The organism is Micromonospora chokoriensis, assembly GCF_900091505.1.
In the GTDB taxonomy this organism is placed as follows: Bacteria; Actinomycetota; Actinomycetes; order Mycobacteriales; family Micromonosporaceae; genus Micromonospora; species Micromonospora chokoriensis.
The window spans coordinates 1,925,365-1,941,467 of sequence record NZ_LT607409.1; the positions used below are offsets into that span (position 1 = coordinate 1,925,365).

Consider the following 16,103-nt stretch of genomic DNA (forward strand, 5'->3'; position numbering starts at 1 on the left):
GATGCTCGCCACCCGCGGTCTGACCTGGCGGATCGGTGAGGTCGCCATCGTCGACAGCGTCTGCCTCGACCTCGAGCCCGGGGAGTTCCTGGGCGTGATCGGGCCGAACGGCGCCGGCAAGACCTCGCTGTTCAACCTGATCACCGGCCTGCGTCGGGCCACGGAGGGCCGGATCACCCTGGACGGGCAGGACATCGGGGCGCTTCCGCCGCACCGGCGTGCCCGCCTGGGGCTGGGCCGTACCTTCCAGGCGTCCTCGGTCTTCGGCTCGCTCAGCGTGCGGGAGAACGTCCGGCTCGCCGTGCAGGCGCACCGCGGGGGCTCGATGGCACTGTGGCGGCGGGCGGCGGCCGACCGGGAGGTGGCCGCCGCCGCCGACGCGGCGCTGGACCGGGTCGGCCTCGCCCACCGGGGTACGGCACTCGCCGGCACCCTGGCCCACGGCGAGAAGCGCAAGTTGGAGATCGCCCTGCTGCTCGCCGGCGAACCCCGGGTGATGCTGCTGGACGAGCCGATGGCCGGGGTCAGCGCCGAGGACATCCCGGAACTGGTCGCCGTCATCAAGTCGCTGACCGGCGGCAGCGGCCGGGCGGTGCTGATGGTCGAACACCACATGGACGTCATCCTGGATCTGGCCGACCGGATCGCCGTCATGCACCACGGTGCCCTGCTGGCCTGCGACACCCCGGAGACGGTGATGGCCAACCCCACCGTGCAAGAGGCCTACCTGGGGGAGTCGCTCTGATGGAACCCGTTCTCAGTGTGGAGGACCTGTCGGTCCGGATCTCTGGGCTGCACATCCTCCAGGGCGTGTCCTTCACCGTCGCCCCGACCGGCGTGACGGTCCTGCTGGGCCGCAACGGTGTCGGCAAGACCACCACGTTGCGCGCCGTCCTCGGCCTCACCCCGCCCGCCGGGGAGGTCCGCGGCACCATCCGGATGGGCGCGCAGAGCCTGCTGAGCCAGCCCACCCACCGGCTGGTCCGCGGTGGGCTCGGCTACGTGCCGGAGGACCGGGACGTGTTCGCCGGCCTCACCGTCGCCGAGAACCTCCGGCTCGCCGAACGACGCGGCACCAGCCCGGCGTACGACAAGGTCTTCGCGCTCTTCCCGGAGCTGGACCGGCGCGGACGGCAACGGGCCGGCTCGCTCTCCGGCGGCCAACAGCAGATGCTCGCGATCGGTCGGGTGCTGCTCAACGACAACCGGCTGTTGCTCATCGACGAGCCGACCAAGGGGCTGGCGCCGAAGGTGGTGACCGAGGTGGCCGAGGTGCTGGAACGGGTGGCGGAGTCGGTGCCGGTGCTGCTCGTCGAGCAGAACCTGGCTGTCGTACGCCGGCTGGCGCGGGACGCGGTGGTGCTGGCCGCCGGCAAGGTGGCCTGGACCGGCGACGCCCACGAGTTGCTGTTGGAGACGGCGTTGACGAAGTCGTTGCTGGGTGTCGGCTCGGCGGAGGTGTCCGCGCCGAGCGCGAGGAGTGAGCTTGCGGGCCCCGCAGTCGCGAGGAAGGACCAGCTCTGATGGGGACCGTGATCCTGTTGGCGTTGACCGGGCTCGGCCTGGCGGCGCTGTACTTCCTGGTCGCCTCCGGCCTGTCCCTGGTCTTCGGCCTGGCCGACGTGCTCAACTTCGCGCACGGGCTGTTCCTCGGCGTCGGCGCCTACGGGACCTGGTGGGCGGCGGGCAACCTGCCGGGCGCGGGCCCCGACGGGTTCGGCTTCGTGTTGGCTGTCGCGTTCGGGGTGGCCGCCGGCACGCTGGTGGCGATCCTGGTCGAGCTGGTGCTGATCCGCCCGCTCTACTCCCGCACCATCGAGCAGGTGCTGGTCACCGTCGGCCTGTCGCTGGCCGGGGTGGCGCTGTTGCAGGCCACCTGGGGTGCGGACGCCCGTCCGTTCCCACGCCCCGACTGGACGCGGCAGGTGACCGGGATCCTCGGTGCGCAGGTGCCGAACGGCGGCCTGCTGCTGATCATCGCGGCGGTGCTGGTGCTCGGCGCGATCCTGGCGTTCCTGCGCTGGACCCGGTACGGCCTGGTGATCCGCGCCGGGGTGGAGAACCGGGAGATGGTGACCGCGCTCGGCATCGACGTGCGCAAGGCGTTCACGCTGGTCTTCGCGATCGGCGGGGCGGCTGCCGCCCTCGCCGGCGCGCTGGGCGGCGTCTACTTCGGCACCGTCTCGCCCGGTCAGGGCAGCTCACTGCTGATCTTCGCGTTCATCGTGGTGGTGATCGGCGGGATGGGCTCGGTGGTCGGCTCCGCGTACGCGGCGGTCGTGGTCGGGCTGGTGCAGCAGTTCGTCAACTACTACGGCACGTCCGGGCTGGGCGACATCTGCGTGGTCGGGCTGCTGGCCGTGGTGCTGCTGCTGCGCCCGCAGGGCATCGCCGGAAAGGTGGCAACGGCATGACGCTTCTTCAGACAACACCGACGCCGACGCCCACCGTGCCGAAACCCGGCCGTGCCCACCGGGTCCGCCCGTTCCTGCCGCTCGTCGCGCTCGTCGTGCTGGCGATCCTGCCGTACTCGACGATCTCCCTACCGGGGATCTTCGAGGGGCCGCTCAACTCACCCGGCACCCTGCAACTGCTCGCCATCTGCCTGATCTTCGGCGGGTTGGCGGCCGGGTACGACCTGCTCTTCGGCCGGACCGGAATGCTCTCCTTCGGGCACGCGCTGTACTTCGCCGCCGGTGTCTACGGCACCGACATCCTCGTCACCCGGGCCGGTCTGCCGCTGTGGCAGGCGGCGCTGCTGACCGTCACCGGCGGCACCATCCTCGCGGCGCTGCTCGGTGCGGTGGCGCTGCGGACGGTGGGCATCGCGTTCGCCATGGTCACGTTGGCCTTCGCCCAGGTGGGCGCGATCCTGGTGGCCCGGGACTTCGGCGGGCTCACCGGCGGTGAGGAGGGCCTGCCGCTGGACGTGTCCGGGCTGCCCGCCGGGCTGGTCGGGGTGACCAACACGGTCAACCTGTACTGGCTGGCACTGGCGTACCTGACGCTGGTGGTCTTCGTGGTGCACCGCGTCAGCGGGTCGCCGACCGGTCGGGTGCTCGCCGGTCTGCGGGACGACGAACGGCGGATCGGCGTGCTCGGGTTGGACCCGTACCGCTACAAGCTGGTCGCGTTCACCCTGGCCGGTGGGTTGGCGGCGGCGGGCGGGGTCGTCTACGTCCTGATCGTCGGCGGCGCGTCGCCGCACATCACGTCCTCCGAGCTGACCCTGTCGCTGCTGGTCATGGTGGTGCTCGGCGGGCCGGGCACCCGGTGGGGGCCGGTGCTCGGCGGTGTCCTCTACATGTACCTGGACCACCGGCTCACCGCCTTCGGCACGAGCGACGCGGTGGACAACCTGCCGGCCGTCCTCAGCCACCCGCTGAGCCAGCCGCTGTTCGTCCTGGGGACGGTCTTCATCCTGGCCGTCTACTTCTTCCCCGGCGGCCTGGCCGGCCTGGCCCCCCGCGTAGCCCACCTGACCCGAGCCCTCCGCCCCAGCCGATCCCCCACCCCCTGACCCCGACCCTGTTGATCAAGAGGTTTGCGTCAAGATTCGGCCGAACGATGACGCAAACCTCTTGATCAACGGGGCTTGGGCGGCGGCCCCCCGTGTGGCCGCCACCCTCCCGTGGGACGGGTCAGCCGTTGAGCATCTCGTACGCCATCGCTGGAGCCTTGGTGGCGGCGTTGCCCGTGGGGACGGTGATCTTCGGGGTGGTGCCGTAGCCGGTGTAGTTGACGACGTAGTCGTACGCCTTCGTCTTGCCGGCGGCCGGGATCTTCAACGTCAGCGAGGTCAGGCGCTTGTCCCCGTCGACGACCGCGGTGAACGGCACCGTCTTCCCGGCTTCGCCGAGTGCCGCCGCCTCGCCGTCGTCCAGCACCTCGGCCGCGTTGCCAGTGCTCACGTCGACGACACCGACGTACTGGCCGGGGCTCTGCTCCTGAACCGAGGTGGCCGCCTCGATGAGCGGGCCGGTGTTGCCCTGGTCGGCGCTGTCGTAGGCCGGGATGGTGTCGGCGCCGGTCAGCTTCGTGCGGTCCAGCTTCATCCACTTGTCCGGGAACCTCGGCAGGCCCGGCTTGCCGCTGAACTTCGCCTTCAGCCACGCCTCCTCGCCGATGAGCAGGAACGACATCTTCGTGGTGATGCCGTCGGAGCCCGGCGCACCGGTGATGCTGAGTTCGACAGCCTTCGACGCGGGGTCGACCCGACCGGTGTGCGTGTTGGTGGAGTCCTTCCCACTGAACTGGAACGTCCCCTCGGTGCCGTCCGGGACGGCGTCGAGGAGCGCCTGCTTCGGATCGACCGTCGGGCTGGCGCTCGGGCCGCTCTGCGGTGCCGCTGCGGGCTCGTCCTTCGGTCCGCAGCCCCCGAGGAGAGTGGTCGCGGCCAGTACGGCGGCGATCGTGCCGACCGTCCGTCCGAAGGTGCCGGCGGTGCCCGTTGCCTGTGTCATCGCATGTCTCTTTCTCGCTGCGTGGCTTCTGCCGATGACGATGTTGCGGACCATCACGGCGGTCCCGCTGCCGATATGCTGCCGTCCGGCTGCCGGGCACTGCCGTCCGGTGCTCGCGGGGGTGTCAGGAGCGGAAACTCGCATGTCAGGACAGCTGCGTTTCGAGATCCTCGGGCCTCAGCGGGCCTGGTATTCCGACCGGGAGATCGACCTCGGGCCGGGCAAGCAGCGCGCGGTGCTGACCGTGCTGCTGCTTTCCGCGGGCCGTCCGGTGTCCACCGGGCAGATCATCGAGGCGGTCTGGCCGGAGGATCCGCCCGCGAACGGCCCCAACGTCGTGCAGAAGTATGTCGCCGGGCTGCGCCGGGTGCTGGAGCCGGACCGTTCGCCGCGTACCCCCGGGCAGGTGTTGAGCCTGACCGATGCCGGTTATCTGCTGCGCGTGGATCCGGACGCGCTCGACGCGGTCCGGTTCCAACGCGGCGTCCACCGCGCCCGGCAACGGCGGGCCGAGGGCCGTGCCACCGAAGCACTGACCGAGCTGGCCACCGCCCTGGCGCTCTGGCAGGGCGAGCCGTTCAGCGGCTTCACCGGACCACCTCTGGAGGCGGCCCGGCAACGGTTGGTCGAGCTGCGGGCCGTCGGGTTGGAGACCCGGGCCGACCTGATGTTGGACCTGGGCCGGCACCGGGAGATGGTCGGGGAGTTGGTGGAGTTGGTGGCCGAGTTCCCGGTCCGGGAACGACTGCGGCACCAGCTCATGCTGGCGCTCTATCGCAGTGGGCGGCAGGCGGAGGCGCTCGCGGCCTACCGGGAGTTCGGTGACCTGCTCCGGGAGGAGCACGGCATCGGACCGGGCGAGGCGCTCCAGGAACTGCACCGGCGCATCCTCCGCTCCGACCCGACCCTGGTGGCGGCGGAGCCGGCGGGTGAGCCGGAGCCGCCCCGCCCGCTACCGACTCCCAGCCCACCCGCGTCGATCGATCCACCCGCGCCGACGGCACCGACCAGCCCACCGGCCTCGACCAGCCCACCCTCGCCGGCCAGCCCGCCCCTCCCGACTGGCGGGTATGGGCCGACCGGCCCGATGCCCGCCCCGCAGCCTGTCCCTCCTCCGCCCTGGGCGCCCTCGAAACGGCACTCATCCCGGGACGCCCCGGCGCACTCGGTGCCGCCCTGGCTGAGTGTCACCGCGACGGTCGTCGGCATCCTCACCGCCGTGTTCTCCTTCGGTCTGCTCACCTGGCTGGTGGTGCTGGTCTACGCCAGTTGGCGACGGAGCTGGCGCAACGGGCTCACCGCCGTGGGATACCTGGTGCTGTCCGTCGCCTTCATCGGCGTCCTCGGGAGCAGCGACTCGGAGGAGGTGACCGACGCCGAGGGATTCCTTGTCCTGGCCTGGATGCTCGGTTGGTTGCTCGGCGTCCTGCACACGATCCTGCTCAACGGCGCGATCTGGTCGGCCCTCACGAACCGGATCGGGAGGTCGTCCGAGCCGGTGGTCGACGACCGTCGGGTCCGCCGTGAGCAGGCCCGTTACCTGCTGTACCACTACCCGGCAGCGCGGCAGGAGCTGCACATCGGCCGACCCGACCTGGCTCGCACCTTCGACGACGGTGGCCTGGTGGATGTCAACGCGGTCCAGGAACGGACGATCGCCGAGCTGCCCGGGGTCAGCGCCGGGCAGGCACGGCAGGTGGTGATGGACCGTTGGCTTCGTGGGCCGTTCGGCTCGATGGAGGACCTGGCTGCGCGCTGCCTCCTCCCACCGGCGCTCACCGATTCGCTGCGTGAGCTGCTCATCTTCCTTCCCCCGCCAGCCGTGCCCGCTCCACCCACGGCCGCACCCGGCCGGGCCGAGTGAGGCAACCGGCACAGGGCGCGACGGGTCGGACCGTCCGCCACTGCTGGTAGAAATGCCGGATGAGCCACGATCGAGCGGCGGTGCGGGAGCGGGCCGAGGCGGTGCTGCGCCGGCTGGCCGGTGACCACGCCCGGCTGCGCGAGGACCAGTGGCGGGCCATCGAGGCGCTCGTCGTCGACCGGCGGCGGGTGCTCTGCGTGCAGCGCACCGGTTGGGGCAAGTCGGCCGTCTACTTCGTGGCCACCGCCCTGCTGCGGGACGGCGGGGAGCACGGCCCCACGGTGATCGTGTCGCCGTTGCTGGCGTTGATGCGAAACCAGGTCGAGGCGGCGGCCCGGGCCGGCATCCGGGCCCGCACGATCAACTCGGCGAACCTGGACGAGTGGGACGAGATCACCGCCGAGATCCAGTCCGGGGCCGTGGACGTGCTGCTGATCAGCCCGGAACGGCTCAACAACCCGGACTTCCGCGACGGCGTACTGCCCAAGCTGGCCGCGACCACCGGGCTGCTGGTGGTCGACGAGGCGCACTGCGTCTCGGACTGGGGGCACGACTTCCGGCCGGACTACCGGCGGCTGCGCACGTTCCTCGCGGAGTTGCCGGAGCGCACGCCGGTGCTGGCCACCACCGCCACCGCCAACTCCCGGGTCACCGAGGACGTGGCCGAGCAGTTGGGTGACGCGCTGGTCCTGCGTGGCACCCTGGACCGTGAGTCGCTGCGCCTCGGGGTGCTCGACCTGCCCAGCCCGGCGCACCGGCTGGCCTGGCTCGCCGACCACCTGGACCAGCTGCCCGGCTCCGGGATCATCTACACGCTGACCGTGGCGGCGGCGGGGGAGACCGCCGAGTTCCTGCGTTCCCGGGGTTACCCGGTGTCCTCGTACACCGGGCAGGTCGAGGACGCCGACCGGCGCGCAGCCGAGCAGGACCTGCTCGACAACAAGATCAAGGCGCTGGTCGCCACCAGCGCGCTCGGCATGGGCTTCGACAAACCCGACCTGGGCTTCGTCGTCCACCTCGGCGCACCACCGTCGCCGATCGCGTACTACCAGCAGGTCGGCCGCGCCGGTCGCGCCGTGGAGCACGCCGAGGTCCTGCTGCTGCCCGGTGCGGAGGACGCCGCGATCTGGCGATACTTCGCCTCGCTGGCGTTCCCACCGGAGCAGCAGGTCCGGGCCGTGCTGGCCGCCCTGCACACCGACCGCCCGCTCTCCACCCAGGCCCTCGAACCCCTCGTCGACCTCCGCCGGGCCCGGTTGGAGCTGATGCTCAAGGTTCTCGACGTGGACGGCGCGGTCCGCCGGGTGCGCGGTGGTTGGCTCGCCACCGGCGAGCCCTGGACCTATGACGAGGCCCGGTTGCGCCGCGTCGCCGAGGCACGCACCGTCGAGCAACAGGCCATGCGGGAGTACGCGACCACGTCCGACTGCCGGATGCGGTATCTACGGGAACGCCTGGACGACACCGGGGCGGCCGACTGCGGTCGCTGCGACAGGTGCGCCGAACCCCTCTTCGTCGCCGACGTGTCGACGACCGCTCTCGCCGCCGCGCAGACCTTCCTGGGCCGGCCCGGTGTGGAGATCGCCCCCAAGAAGCTCTGGCCGACCGGTTTGGACGCGGTGGGCGTACCCCTCAAGGGCCGGATCGCCCCCGCGGAGCAGGCCCTGCCGGGCCGGGCGGTCGGGCGTCTCTCCGACCTGGGTTGGGGTGGCCGGCTGCGGGATCTCGTCGGCCCGGAGGCGCCCGACGCGCCGGTGCCCGACGACGTGGCCGCGGCCGTGGTGGAGGTGCTGAAGGCATGGGCGCACGGCGACGACCCGTGGCCCCGCCGACCGGTGGCCGTGGTGGCGGTCGGCTCCCGGCGGCGACCCCGGCTGGTCGGGTCACTCGCCGACCGGATCGCCGCCGTGGGCCGGCTGCCGCTCCTTGGCCAGGTCACGCCGGCCGGTGCGGGCGGTTCCGGTGGGCCGCGCGGCAACAGCGCCCAACGGGTACGCGCGCTGCACGACACCTTCACCGTGCCGACCGACCTGGCCGACGCGCTGGCCGGCCTGGACGGCCCGGTGCTCCTGGTCGACGACCTGATCGACTCGGGTTGGACGATGACGCTCGTGACCCGGGCGTTGCGCCGGGTCGGCGCCCCCGACGTGCTCCCGCTCGCCCTCGCCGTCGCCGGGTGACCCGTTCCCGGTCGGCGGCGCGGTGTGGTGCCGGTTGGTCTCGCCGTGGCGGGGTGGCCCGTTTCGGGTCGGCGGCGCGGTCCGGTGCCGGTCGGTGCAGAAGTTCCCGGGCGGCGTCGAATGCGATCGTCACCACGCCGTCCGGGCGTCGGTCCGGGCCGGCCCGGCGCGGCGGTACCGTGGGCGGCATGACCGACCAGCAGCCCGACACCCGCGCCGCCCTCTACCAGGGGGTTCACGTGCTGGGCGTCGGCGGTGCCTGACCAGGTCTCCGCCGTGCCGGTGCCGGACGGGGTCTCCGCCGCGCCGGACCGCGCCACGCTTCGGCTGGCCCTGGTGGTCGGCGGGCTGGTGCTGGCGGTCCTGCTCGGTTTCGGCCTCGGCCGGCTGAACGAGGGCGGCACCACCACCGGCGCCCCTTCGCTGGCCGCCGAACACACCGACCCACCAGGCGTCGGCCCACACAACCACGGCACCGCCACGGGCACCGACCAGGGCACGCCCACCGAACCGGGCGGCCTCGCGGTCAGCTCGGCCGGTCTCACCCTGGTGCCGCTGTCCACCGACTTCACCGCCGGTCGCCCCGGTCAGCTCCGCTTCCAGGTACGCGACGTGCAGCGTCGGCCGGTCACCCGCTTCGCCGTCGTGCACGACAAACCGATGCACCTCATCGTCGTACGTCGGGACCTGACCGGCTACCAGCACCTGCACCCGACCATGGCGGCCGACGGCACCTGGTCGGTGCCGCTGACCCTCGCGCAGCCCGGCGCCTGGCGCGCGTACGCCGACTTCACCGTCGTCGCGGACAACGGCGCGCAGACCGCGGTGACCCTCGGCACGGACCTGGTCGTGCCCGGTGACTACCGGCCTCGCCCGCTGCCCGGACCGGCCACCTCGACGACGGTGGACGGGTTCACGGTCGGCTACCAGGGCACCCCGCAGGCCGGGACGACAGTGCCCCTGACCTTCCGGGTCGACGGCGCGGCCGGTGCCGCCCGGTTGGAGCGTTACCTCGGGGCGTACGGGCACCTGGTGGCACTGCGCGAGGGTGACCTCGGCTACCTGCACGTGCACCCGGAGCCGGAACTGGTGGACGGTCAGGTCAGGTTCTGGCTGACCACCCCGGGGCCCGGCCGCTATCGCCTCTACCTCGACTTCCAGGTAGGCCCGACGGTCCACACGGCAGAGTTCACCCTCACCGTCCCCTGAAGCCCGCCAGCCCCGCCCCGCCCTGCCCTTCGCCCCGGCTCCCGTTGATCATGACGTTATCGCCGTCCTCGGCTTTTCGTGGCGATAACGTCATGATCAAAGATGGGGGCCTGTCGTCTTTGGCGGTCCGGCCCGTCCCGGACGGAGGATCGGTCTCGGTCGCCTTGGACGTCCTGCTGTCGTGCGCGCGAGCCCTTCCTTGGGGGAGATCCGCGCAACATCGGGGATGTTGCTGTGTCCCGCGTGTCTGAGGCAGCACTATCCCCGATGTTGTGAGGATCTTGGGCGCGGGGCGCGGGGCGCGGGGCGCGGGGCGCGGGGCGCGGGGCGCGGGGCGCGGGGCGCGGGGGTCAGCCGGCGCGGCGGATGGGGCGGCGGGCGAGGTAGCGGAGCAGGTCGCGGATGTGGTGCTTCTCCTCGGCGGGGACCGTGGGGTCGGCCAGCCGGTCCAGGATGGCGCGGACGTCCGCCTCGACGGGGCCGTCGTCGTGGCGTCGGCGGGGCGTGGGGCCGGCGTCGGGCAACCCGAGCGCACGGAAGGCGGCCGCGACCGGCAGATCCAGTGCGGCGCAGAAGCCGCGTACCTTCGCCAGTTCGGGATAGTCCTGCCAGTCGCCCGCGAGCCAGCGGAACACGGTGGAGCGACCGACGCCCGTGTGTGAGGCAAGATCAGTCACGGTCCAGCCACGTTCGTCGCGAGCGTCATCGATGGCGCGCCGGACGAAGCGGGCGAAGGCCATCTGCGGTGATACGTCGGCTGATGCCATCCCTGTGTGTCTTTCCCTCCTGCCGGAGCACCGGGACGATGCGCCTTCCGAGGGTAGTACGCCGAAGGGTGGAAACAATTGACTGACCGCACAAACTGTCCCGTGGATGAGACTTTTTCTCCGGCAGCATGGTGCGGTCCGAAAATTGCACCGAGCGATCATCGTCGTTGTTCCACTAAGCTCGGTGCCCGTCCCGGCCTGGCGTCCTGCGCCTGCCGCGTCCTACCGCACCATCGCCGAGGAGCACCATGGCCGACCCGAGCCGCCCCCACCCGTACCAGCCCGGTGCGGTGAGCCTCTTCTTCGTCGCCAAGGCCGGCGTCTTCGCTGCCGGGTTCTGGATCTGGCTGCTGGTCCTGGTGCTGCGCACGAGTTCCGCGACCGGTCTGCACGTGTTGGCCGCCACCGGCGCGATCACCACGACGTTGGTCGGTGTCGTGCTGGGTGCCCGGATGGCGTTGCAGCACAGTGCGGCCGTCCGGCACGCCGAGGTCAAGAAGCTGCTGGTGGACATCTCCTGGAACGCCTTCGCCGCGGCCGGCAACGCCGAGAGCGCAGGCAAGGTCGTTCCCTTCCCGGCCGCTCCGGGAGACAACGATCGGGCTGGCCACCGGCCCGGCATCGACCGGGTGTCCGTCCTCGACGGCGGCGCCCGCGACCGTAGCGACCGCCGCCGTTAGTCGTCGCCGGAGAGCAGGGTCTCCAGGCGAGGGGTGACCTGCCACTGATCGACCAGCTCGCGGTACTCCGCGCGCTGCGGTTCGGTCGGCGCGCCGCCGGTGCGGCGTGCCCGGATCAGCAGGTTGCGCGGCGTGTGCTGGGAGTCCACGAACTCCACCACCTCGGCCCGGTACCCGTGCACCCGTAGCAACCCGGCGCGCAGCGCGTCGGTGAGCACGTCGGCGAAGCGCTCGCGCAGGATGCCCTGCCGGGTCAGCAGGTCGTACGGGGAGGGGGCCGGGTGGGCGCGGAGCTGCTTCGCCAGGTCGTGGTGGCAGCACGGGGCGGCCAGCACCCAACGGGCGTCCCAGCGCACCGCGCGGGCCAACGCCTCGTCCGTGGCGGTGTCACAGGCGTGCAACGCCAGCACCAGGTCGGGCGCGGGGTCGACGACGGCGTCGGCGATGGTGCCGGCCACGAAGCTGACCTGGTCGGCCCAGCCCAACCGGTGCGCCAGCTCGGTGTTGCGCTGCCGCTGGTCTTCGCGGACGTCCACACCGACCAGGTGGACGTCCAACCCCCGACCGGTCAGGTAGCGGTACGCGGCGAACGTCAGGTAGGCGTTGCCGCAGCCCAGGTCGACGACCCGGAGCGGGCCGGTCAGGTCGTCGGGGAGGGTCGCGGCGAGGGCCCGCAGGAACGCGTCCACCTGGCGGCGTTTGGCCGCCGAGCCGCCGATCTCGGTGAAGATCGGGTCACCGGGATCGAGGAGGTACTCCTTGGCCCGGTCGTTCCCGCCCGGCGTCGCCGCCGCGCGGGTGGCCGAGGCCCGGTGCACCTGAGCCTCGCCGGACTTGGTCACCCGCAGTTGGAGCGTCGCGTCGGCCGTCTCGACGTGCCAGTTGCCGAAGGGTTCGGCCAACAGTTCGTCGACCGCGACGGCGGCCTCCGCGCCGGGAGCGACATTGCGGGTGTACGGGCGAGCACCGTCCGACGTGGCGATCTGGATGCGGGGCCCGGCCTTGAGGGTCACCGGCCGCAGCTCGGCCCGAACCATCGAGGGGCGGTGCCCACGGCGTCGTCCGGCGGCGACCGCCCGGGTCAGCGCGGGGTCGAGTAGCAGCGCCCGGACCTCGGTCAGGGCGGCGTCCAGTGGTTCCGGCATCGTTCCATCTTCGGCAGGTGGGGTGGGAAGGGAACATCCCCCGTACCGCGCGGGCGGTGCGGGGGATGTCAGGTGTGGCTGCTGGTCAGTCGGCGGTCGCCTCGGCCGGCGTACCCGCAGAGGAGCCGCCACCACGGCGACGCCGGCGGCGACGCGGCTTGGACGGCTCGCCGTCGGGTGCGGCGGCCGGCTCGGTGGCACCGGTCTCGGCGGCGATCACCGCGGTCGCCTCGCCCGCGACCACCTCGCCGGCCCGACGACGACGCCGACGGCGGGGGGTGCGGGTGCCTTCCTCGGTGGCGTCGCCGGCGGGTGCCTCGACGACGTCCGCGGTGGCGGCGTCGGAGCGGCCACGGCGGCTGTCGCCCCGGCCCCGCCGCTCGCCACGGCCCTCACCGCGCCGGGAACCCCGACCGCCGCCGTCGCCCCGGCGGGAGCGCGTCGTGCCGCCCAGGTCCTCCTCGATCTCGGCGGCCAGCCCGGCCCGGGTGCGCTCGGCCGTGGGCAGCGTGCCGCTGACCTCGGTGGAGATGTGCAGGTCGGTGTAGAGGTGCGGCGACGTGTGGTACGTCTCCGGCGGCTCCGGCATCTCCAGACCGAGGGTCTTGTCGATGATCCGCCAGCGCGGCATGTCGTCCCAGTCGACGAAGGTCACCGCGACGCCCGTCGCGCCGGCCCGGCCGGTACGACCGATCCGGTGGGTGTAGGTGTCCTGGTCTTCGGGGCAGTCGTAGTTGATCACGTGGGTGACGCCGGTGACGTCCAGCCCTCGGGCCGCCACGTCGGTGGCGACCAGAATGTCGATCTTGCCGGCGCGGAAGGCGCGCAGTGCCCGCTCGCGAGCGCCCTGGCCGAGGTCACCGTGCACCGCGGCGACCGCGAACCCACGGAAGTCGAGGTCCTCGGCAACCCGGTCGGCGGCCCGCTTGGTGCGGGTGAAGATCATGGTCAGCCCACGCCCCTCCGCCTGGAGGATGCGTGCCACCACCTCGACCTTGTTCATCGAGTGGGTGCGGTAGACCAACTGCTGGGTCTGCGGCGACGGGCCGGTCTCGGCGGTGTGCCCGGCGTGGATCGTCATCGGCTGGCGCAGGAAGCGCCGGGACAGCGTGACGATCGGGTCCGGCATGGTGGCCGAGAAGAGCATCGTCTGCCGGTCTTCCGGAAGCATCGCGAGGATCTTCTCGACGTCGTCGAGGAAGCCCAGGTCGAGCATCCGGTCGGCCTCGTCCAGGACGAGGGCGTGCACCCGGTCCAGACGGAGGTGCTTCTGCTTCTGCAGATCCATCAACCGGCCGGGGGTGCCGACCAGGATCTCCACGCCCTTGCGCAGCGCGTCGATCTGCGGCTCGTACGCCACGCCGCCGTAGATCGGCAGCACCCGGACGCCGCGCGTGCGGCCGGCGGCGGCCAGGTCCTTGGCGACCTGGATGCCCAGCTCACGGGTGGGGACGACGACCAGCGCCTGCGGGACGCCGTCGCCTCCCTCGCCCGGCGCGAACACCCGGTCCAACAGGGGTACGCCGAAGCCGAGGGTCTTGCCGGTGCCCGTGGGCGCCTGGCCGATCAGGTCGACGCCGCGCAGCGCGATCGGGATCGCGTACTCCTGGATGGCGAAGGCGCGGGTGATGCCGGCCGCGGCCAGAGCCTCGACGGTCTCGGCACGGGCGCCGAGTGCGGCGAACGTGGGGGCCTCCGGTCGAACCGGGGCGGTGGGGGCCAGTTCCTGGCCGTCCATCAGATCTTGAGTCAACTCGCTCATCTGGATGTGGGGGTGCCCTCTCGTGGGTGCGCCCGTCATGTCCTCAGGGCGCGTTCGGTATGACGCGGGCCACACGGTCGGGGGCAGACTGCCGAGCCGGACCGGGCCGCACGCGCGCCGCGGGCTGAGCTTCGATCAGATCGGCGCCCACGGCAACTGCTCCATGCTACCTGAACAGGCATGCCCCCGTCCCGATTCCCATCCGGCCACTCGCCACGCGGGGCAAGCAAATGTGACCTACGTCACGTCATCCCACACGTTCGGATACGGGGTAGCCTGCGCTCGTGCCCACGCCGACCACCCCCGGTCCCGCCGTCGCCGATCTGCTGGGCCTGGTCGCCTTCGGCGAACTGCTCGCCTTCGAACGCATGGCCGGTGACGCCCGGCTCGCCCCCGACCTGCGGCGTCGGGCCGCGCTGAACGAGATGGCCGCCGCCGAGATCGTCAACTACCGGCGTCTCGCCGACCGACTCGCCGCGCTGGGTGTGCCGCCGGAGGCCGCGATGGCACCCTACGTCGAGCCGCTGCAGGCGTACCACGACTCGACCGAGCCTCGGGACTGGGCGGAGGTGGTCGCCAAGGCGTACGTCGGCGACGCCATCACCGACGACTTCATCCGGGAGATCGCCGACGTACTGGAGGAGCCGGACCGGTCGCTGGTGCTCGACGTCCTGCACGACTCCCGGTACGCCGAATTCGCCGCGGCCGAGATCCGGGCCGCGGTCGCCGACGACCCCCGGGTGGCCGCCCGGCTCTCCATGTGGGGGCGACGGCTGGTCGGCGAGGCGCTGTCGCAGGCGAGCCGTGTCGCCACCGAGCGAGCCGCGCTCACCACGCTCATCGCGCGGGACGACCGGGTCGACGTGCCCGGGCTGTTCGGCAGGCTCACCGCCGCGCACACCGCGCGGATGGCCGCCGCTGGGCTGAACAACTGACCGCCCAGCCGGTAGGGACCGGTCTGCGACGGTCGGGACCGGGGCCGGCCTGCGGCAGGTGGGCCGAACGCCGACCTGCCGCGATGGCCGGACCGGTCAGCGGACGGTGAAACCGACCGCCCGGGGCGACGCCTCGGCGATCTCGACGTAGGCGACCTTCTCGACCGGAACGATGACCCGCCGGCCCTTCTCGTCGGTCAGGGAGAGCGTGCCGCCGTTACCGGCGAAGGCGTCGGTCACGATCTGCTCGATCTCGGCCGGCGACTGCGCGCTGTCCAGTACCAGCTCGCGCGGCGCGTACTGCACGCCGATCTTGACCTCCACTGTGCCTCCTCAACTGGGGCGAAAGAACCGCCCTGCGAAGGCTATCCGATCACGGGGTCGGCGGTCAGGCTGACTCACCTTGCAGCGGGAAGCTCGCGATGCCCCGCCACGACAACGCCGCCACCAACGCCTCGGCCTCGGCCTTGGGCACCTGCCGGCCACCGGCCAGCCAGAACTGCGCGGCCGTCTCGGCGGCGCCGACCAGCCCGGAGGCGAGCAGCTCGGCGTGCGCCCGGCTCACCCCGGTGTCCGAGATGATGGTGTCGGTGATCGCCGCGATGCAGCCCTGCTCGACCCGCTCCACCCGCTGCCGCACCGCCGGGTCGTTGCGGAGATCCGACTCGAAGACGAGCCGGAACGCCTCACTCTCGTGGTCGACGAAGTCGAAGTACGCGCGCACCGACGCGCTGACCCGCTCCTTGTTGTCGCTGGTGCCGCGCATCGCGTCCTGCACCTGAGCGACGATGGCGTCACAGTGCGTGTCGAGCAGTGCCAGGTAGAGGTCCATCTTCCCGGGGAAGTGTTGGTAGAGCACCGGCTTCGACACCCCGGCCCGCTCGGCGATGTCGTCCATCGCGGCGGCGTGGTAGCCCTGCGCCACGAACACCTCCTGCGCCGCAGCGAGAAGCTGCTTACGACGCGCGGAGCGGGGCAGGCGGGTGGGCCGCCCAGCGGTCTGTGCACCATTCCCCGCAGCGGTCATGGGATCCTCCGAGTTCTCCGTACGAGCCGGCATTTTCCCCCCAGACCGGCGAGGTCACCGACCACCGTCGT

Annotated in this window: 15 protein-coding genes; 9 read left to right on the forward strand and 6 right to left on the reverse strand. The window is 72.2% G+C overall.

Translation table 11 applies throughout. The features are described from left to right. Position 1 precedes the first annotated feature (1 nt). Genes GA0070612_RS09065 through GA0070612_RS09080 form a run of 4 tightly spaced genes read left to right on the forward strand, consistent with a single transcriptional unit; the run spans position 2 to position 3,520 of the window. Entirely contained in the window at positions 2-745 is a 744-nt protein-coding gene (locus tag GA0070612_RS09065; protein WP_088987510.1) for an ABC transporter ATP-binding protein, read from the forward strand. Then, a complete protein-coding gene (locus GA0070612_RS09070; protein ID WP_197699340.1) occupies positions 745-1,524 on the forward strand; it encodes an ABC transporter ATP-binding protein in 780 nt (259 codons plus the stop codon). The genes GA0070612_RS09065 and GA0070612_RS09070 overlap by 1 nt, the downstream gene beginning before the upstream one ends. Beyond that, complete coding sequence (locus tag GA0070612_RS09075; protein ID WP_088987511.1) at positions 1,524-2,414, forward strand: branched-chain amino acid ABC transporter permease; 891 nt, start codon at positions 1,524-1,526, stop codon at positions 2,412-2,414. The genes GA0070612_RS09070 and GA0070612_RS09075 overlap by 1 nt, the downstream gene beginning before the upstream one ends. Further along, a complete protein-coding gene (locus tag GA0070612_RS09080; protein ID WP_088987512.1) occupies positions 2,411-3,520 on the forward strand; it encodes a branched-chain amino acid ABC transporter permease in 1,110 nt (369 codons plus the stop codon). The genes GA0070612_RS09075 and GA0070612_RS09080 overlap by 4 nt, the downstream gene beginning before the upstream one ends. A 121-nt stretch (positions 3,521-3,641) precedes the next feature. Here the strand turns inward: GA0070612_RS09080 and GA0070612_RS09085 are convergent, their stop codons facing one another. Continuing rightward, the gene (locus GA0070612_RS09085; protein WP_088987513.1) at positions 3,642-4,463 is read right to left on the reverse strand and encodes a hypothetical protein; all 822 of its coding nucleotides are present in this window, start codon (positions 4,461-4,463) and stop codon (positions 3,642-3,644) included. Positions 4,464-4,605: 142 nt separating this feature from the next. Between GA0070612_RS09085 and GA0070612_RS09090 the strand changes: the two genes are divergently transcribed. The 3 genes from GA0070612_RS09090 (at position 4,606) to GA0070612_RS09105 (ending at position 9,716) form a co-directional block, all read left to right on the forward strand. Beyond that, positions 4,606-6,327, forward strand: coding sequence for a BTAD domain-containing putative transcriptional regulator (locus GA0070612_RS09090; protein WP_088987514.1), 1,722 nt, complete (start codon positions 4,606-4,608; stop codon positions 6,325-6,327). Positions 6,328-6,386: 59 nt separating this feature from the next. Beyond that, a complete protein-coding gene (locus GA0070612_RS09095; RefSeq protein WP_088987515.1) occupies positions 6,387-8,507 on the forward strand; it encodes a RecQ family ATP-dependent DNA helicase in 2,121 nt (706 codons plus the stop codon). A 255-nt stretch (positions 8,508-8,762) separates the two neighbouring features. After that, positions 8,763-9,716, forward strand: coding sequence for a hypothetical protein (locus GA0070612_RS09105; RefSeq protein ID WP_231924514.1), 954 nt, complete (start codon positions 8,763-8,765; stop codon positions 9,714-9,716). Positions 9,717-10,066: 350 nt separating this feature from the next. On the opposite strand, the gene GA0070612_RS09110 is transcribed toward GA0070612_RS09105, so the two are convergent. Continuing rightward, entirely contained in the window at positions 10,067-10,483 is a 417-nt protein-coding gene (locus GA0070612_RS09110; protein ID WP_088987517.1) for a helix-turn-helix domain-containing protein, read from the reverse strand. Between the two features lie 248 nt (positions 10,484-10,731). On the opposite strand from GA0070612_RS09110, the gene GA0070612_RS09115 reads away from it, so the two are divergent. Next, complete coding sequence (locus GA0070612_RS09115) at positions 10,732-11,163, forward strand: hypothetical protein (RefSeq protein WP_088987518.1); 432 nt, start codon at positions 10,732-10,734, stop codon at positions 11,161-11,163. Here the strand turns inward: GA0070612_RS09115 and GA0070612_RS09120 are convergent. Next, positions 11,160-12,308 carry a class I SAM-dependent methyltransferase gene (locus tag GA0070612_RS09120; protein ID WP_088987519.1) on the reverse strand — a complete coding sequence of 383 codons (1,149 nt, stop codon included), beginning with the start codon at positions 12,306-12,308 and terminating at the stop codon, positions 11,160-11,162. The genes GA0070612_RS09115 and GA0070612_RS09120 overlap by 4 nt on opposite strands. Positions 12,309-12,393: 85 nt before the next feature. Further along, a complete protein-coding gene (locus GA0070612_RS09125) occupies positions 12,394-14,070 on the reverse strand; it encodes a DEAD/DEAH box helicase (RefSeq protein WP_088987520.1) in 1,677 nt (558 codons plus the stop codon). Positions 14,071-14,354: 284 nt separating this feature from the next. Here GA0070612_RS09125 and GA0070612_RS09130 point away from each other — a divergent pair, with 284 nt between their 5' ends. Then, positions 14,355-15,005, forward strand: a complete 651-nt coding sequence (locus GA0070612_RS09130) for a ferritin-like fold-containing protein (RefSeq protein WP_088987521.1) — start codon at positions 14,355-14,357, stop codon at positions 15,003-15,005. Between the two features lie 96 nt (positions 15,006-15,101). On the opposite strand, the gene GA0070612_RS09135 is transcribed toward GA0070612_RS09130, so the two are convergent. Together GA0070612_RS09135 and GA0070612_RS09140 are read right to left on the reverse strand one after the other, a co-directional pair. Next, positions 15,102-15,329 carry a DUF3107 domain-containing protein gene (locus tag GA0070612_RS09135; protein ID WP_030329796.1) on the reverse strand — a complete coding sequence of 76 codons (228 nt, stop codon included), beginning with the start codon at positions 15,327-15,329 and terminating at the stop codon, positions 15,102-15,104. Positions 15,330-15,393: 64 nt separating this feature from the next. After that, on the reverse strand, positions 15,394-16,032 hold the full coding sequence (locus GA0070612_RS09140; protein ID WP_030489514.1) for a TetR/AcrR family transcriptional regulator: 639 nt from the start codon (positions 16,030-16,032) through the stop codon (positions 15,394-15,396). Between the last annotated feature and the right edge of the window lie 71 nt (positions 16,033-16,103).

Coding starts and splice junctions, on each gene's coding strand:
- GA0070612_RS09065 (WP_088987510.1), top strand. CDS start 2: ATGCTCGCCACCCGCGGTCTGACCTGGCGGATCGGTGAGGTCGCCATC.
- GA0070612_RS09070 (WP_197699340.1), top strand. CDS start 745: ATGGAACCCGTTCTCAGTGTGGAGGACCTGTCGGTCCGGATCTCTGGG.
- GA0070612_RS09075 (WP_088987511.1), top strand. CDS start 1,524: ATGGGGACCGTGATCCTGTTGGCGTTGACCGGGCTCGGCCTGGCGGCG.
- GA0070612_RS09080 (WP_088987512.1), top strand. CDS start 2,411: ATGACGCTTCTTCAGACAACACCGACGCCGACGCCCACCGTGCCGAAA.
- GA0070612_RS09085 (WP_088987513.1), bottom strand. CDS start 4,463: ATGACACAGGCAACGGGCACCGCCGGCACCTTCGGACGGACGGTCGGC.
- GA0070612_RS09090 (WP_088987514.1), top strand. CDS start 4,606: ATGTCAGGACAGCTGCGTTTCGAGATCCTCGGGCCTCAGCGGGCCTGG.
- GA0070612_RS09095 (WP_088987515.1), top strand. CDS start 6,387: ATGAGCCACGATCGAGCGGCGGTGCGGGAGCGGGCCGAGGCGGTGCTG.
- GA0070612_RS09110 (WP_088987517.1), bottom strand. CDS start 10,483: ATGGCATCAGCCGACGTATCACCGCAGATGGCCTTCGCCCGCTTCGTC.
- GA0070612_RS09115 (WP_088987518.1), top strand. CDS start 10,732: ATGGCCGACCCGAGCCGCCCCCACCCGTACCAGCCCGGTGCGGTGAGC.
- GA0070612_RS09120 (WP_088987519.1), bottom strand. CDS start 12,308: ATGCCGGAACCACTGGACGCCGCCCTGACCGAGGTCCGGGCGCTGCTA.
- GA0070612_RS09125 (WP_088987520.1), bottom strand. CDS start 14,070: ATGAGCGAGTTGACTCAAGATCTGATGGACGGCCAGGAACTGGCCCCC.
- GA0070612_RS09140 (WP_030489514.1), bottom strand. CDS start 16,032: ATGACCGCTGCGGGGAATGGTGCACAGACCGCTGGGCGGCCCACCCGC.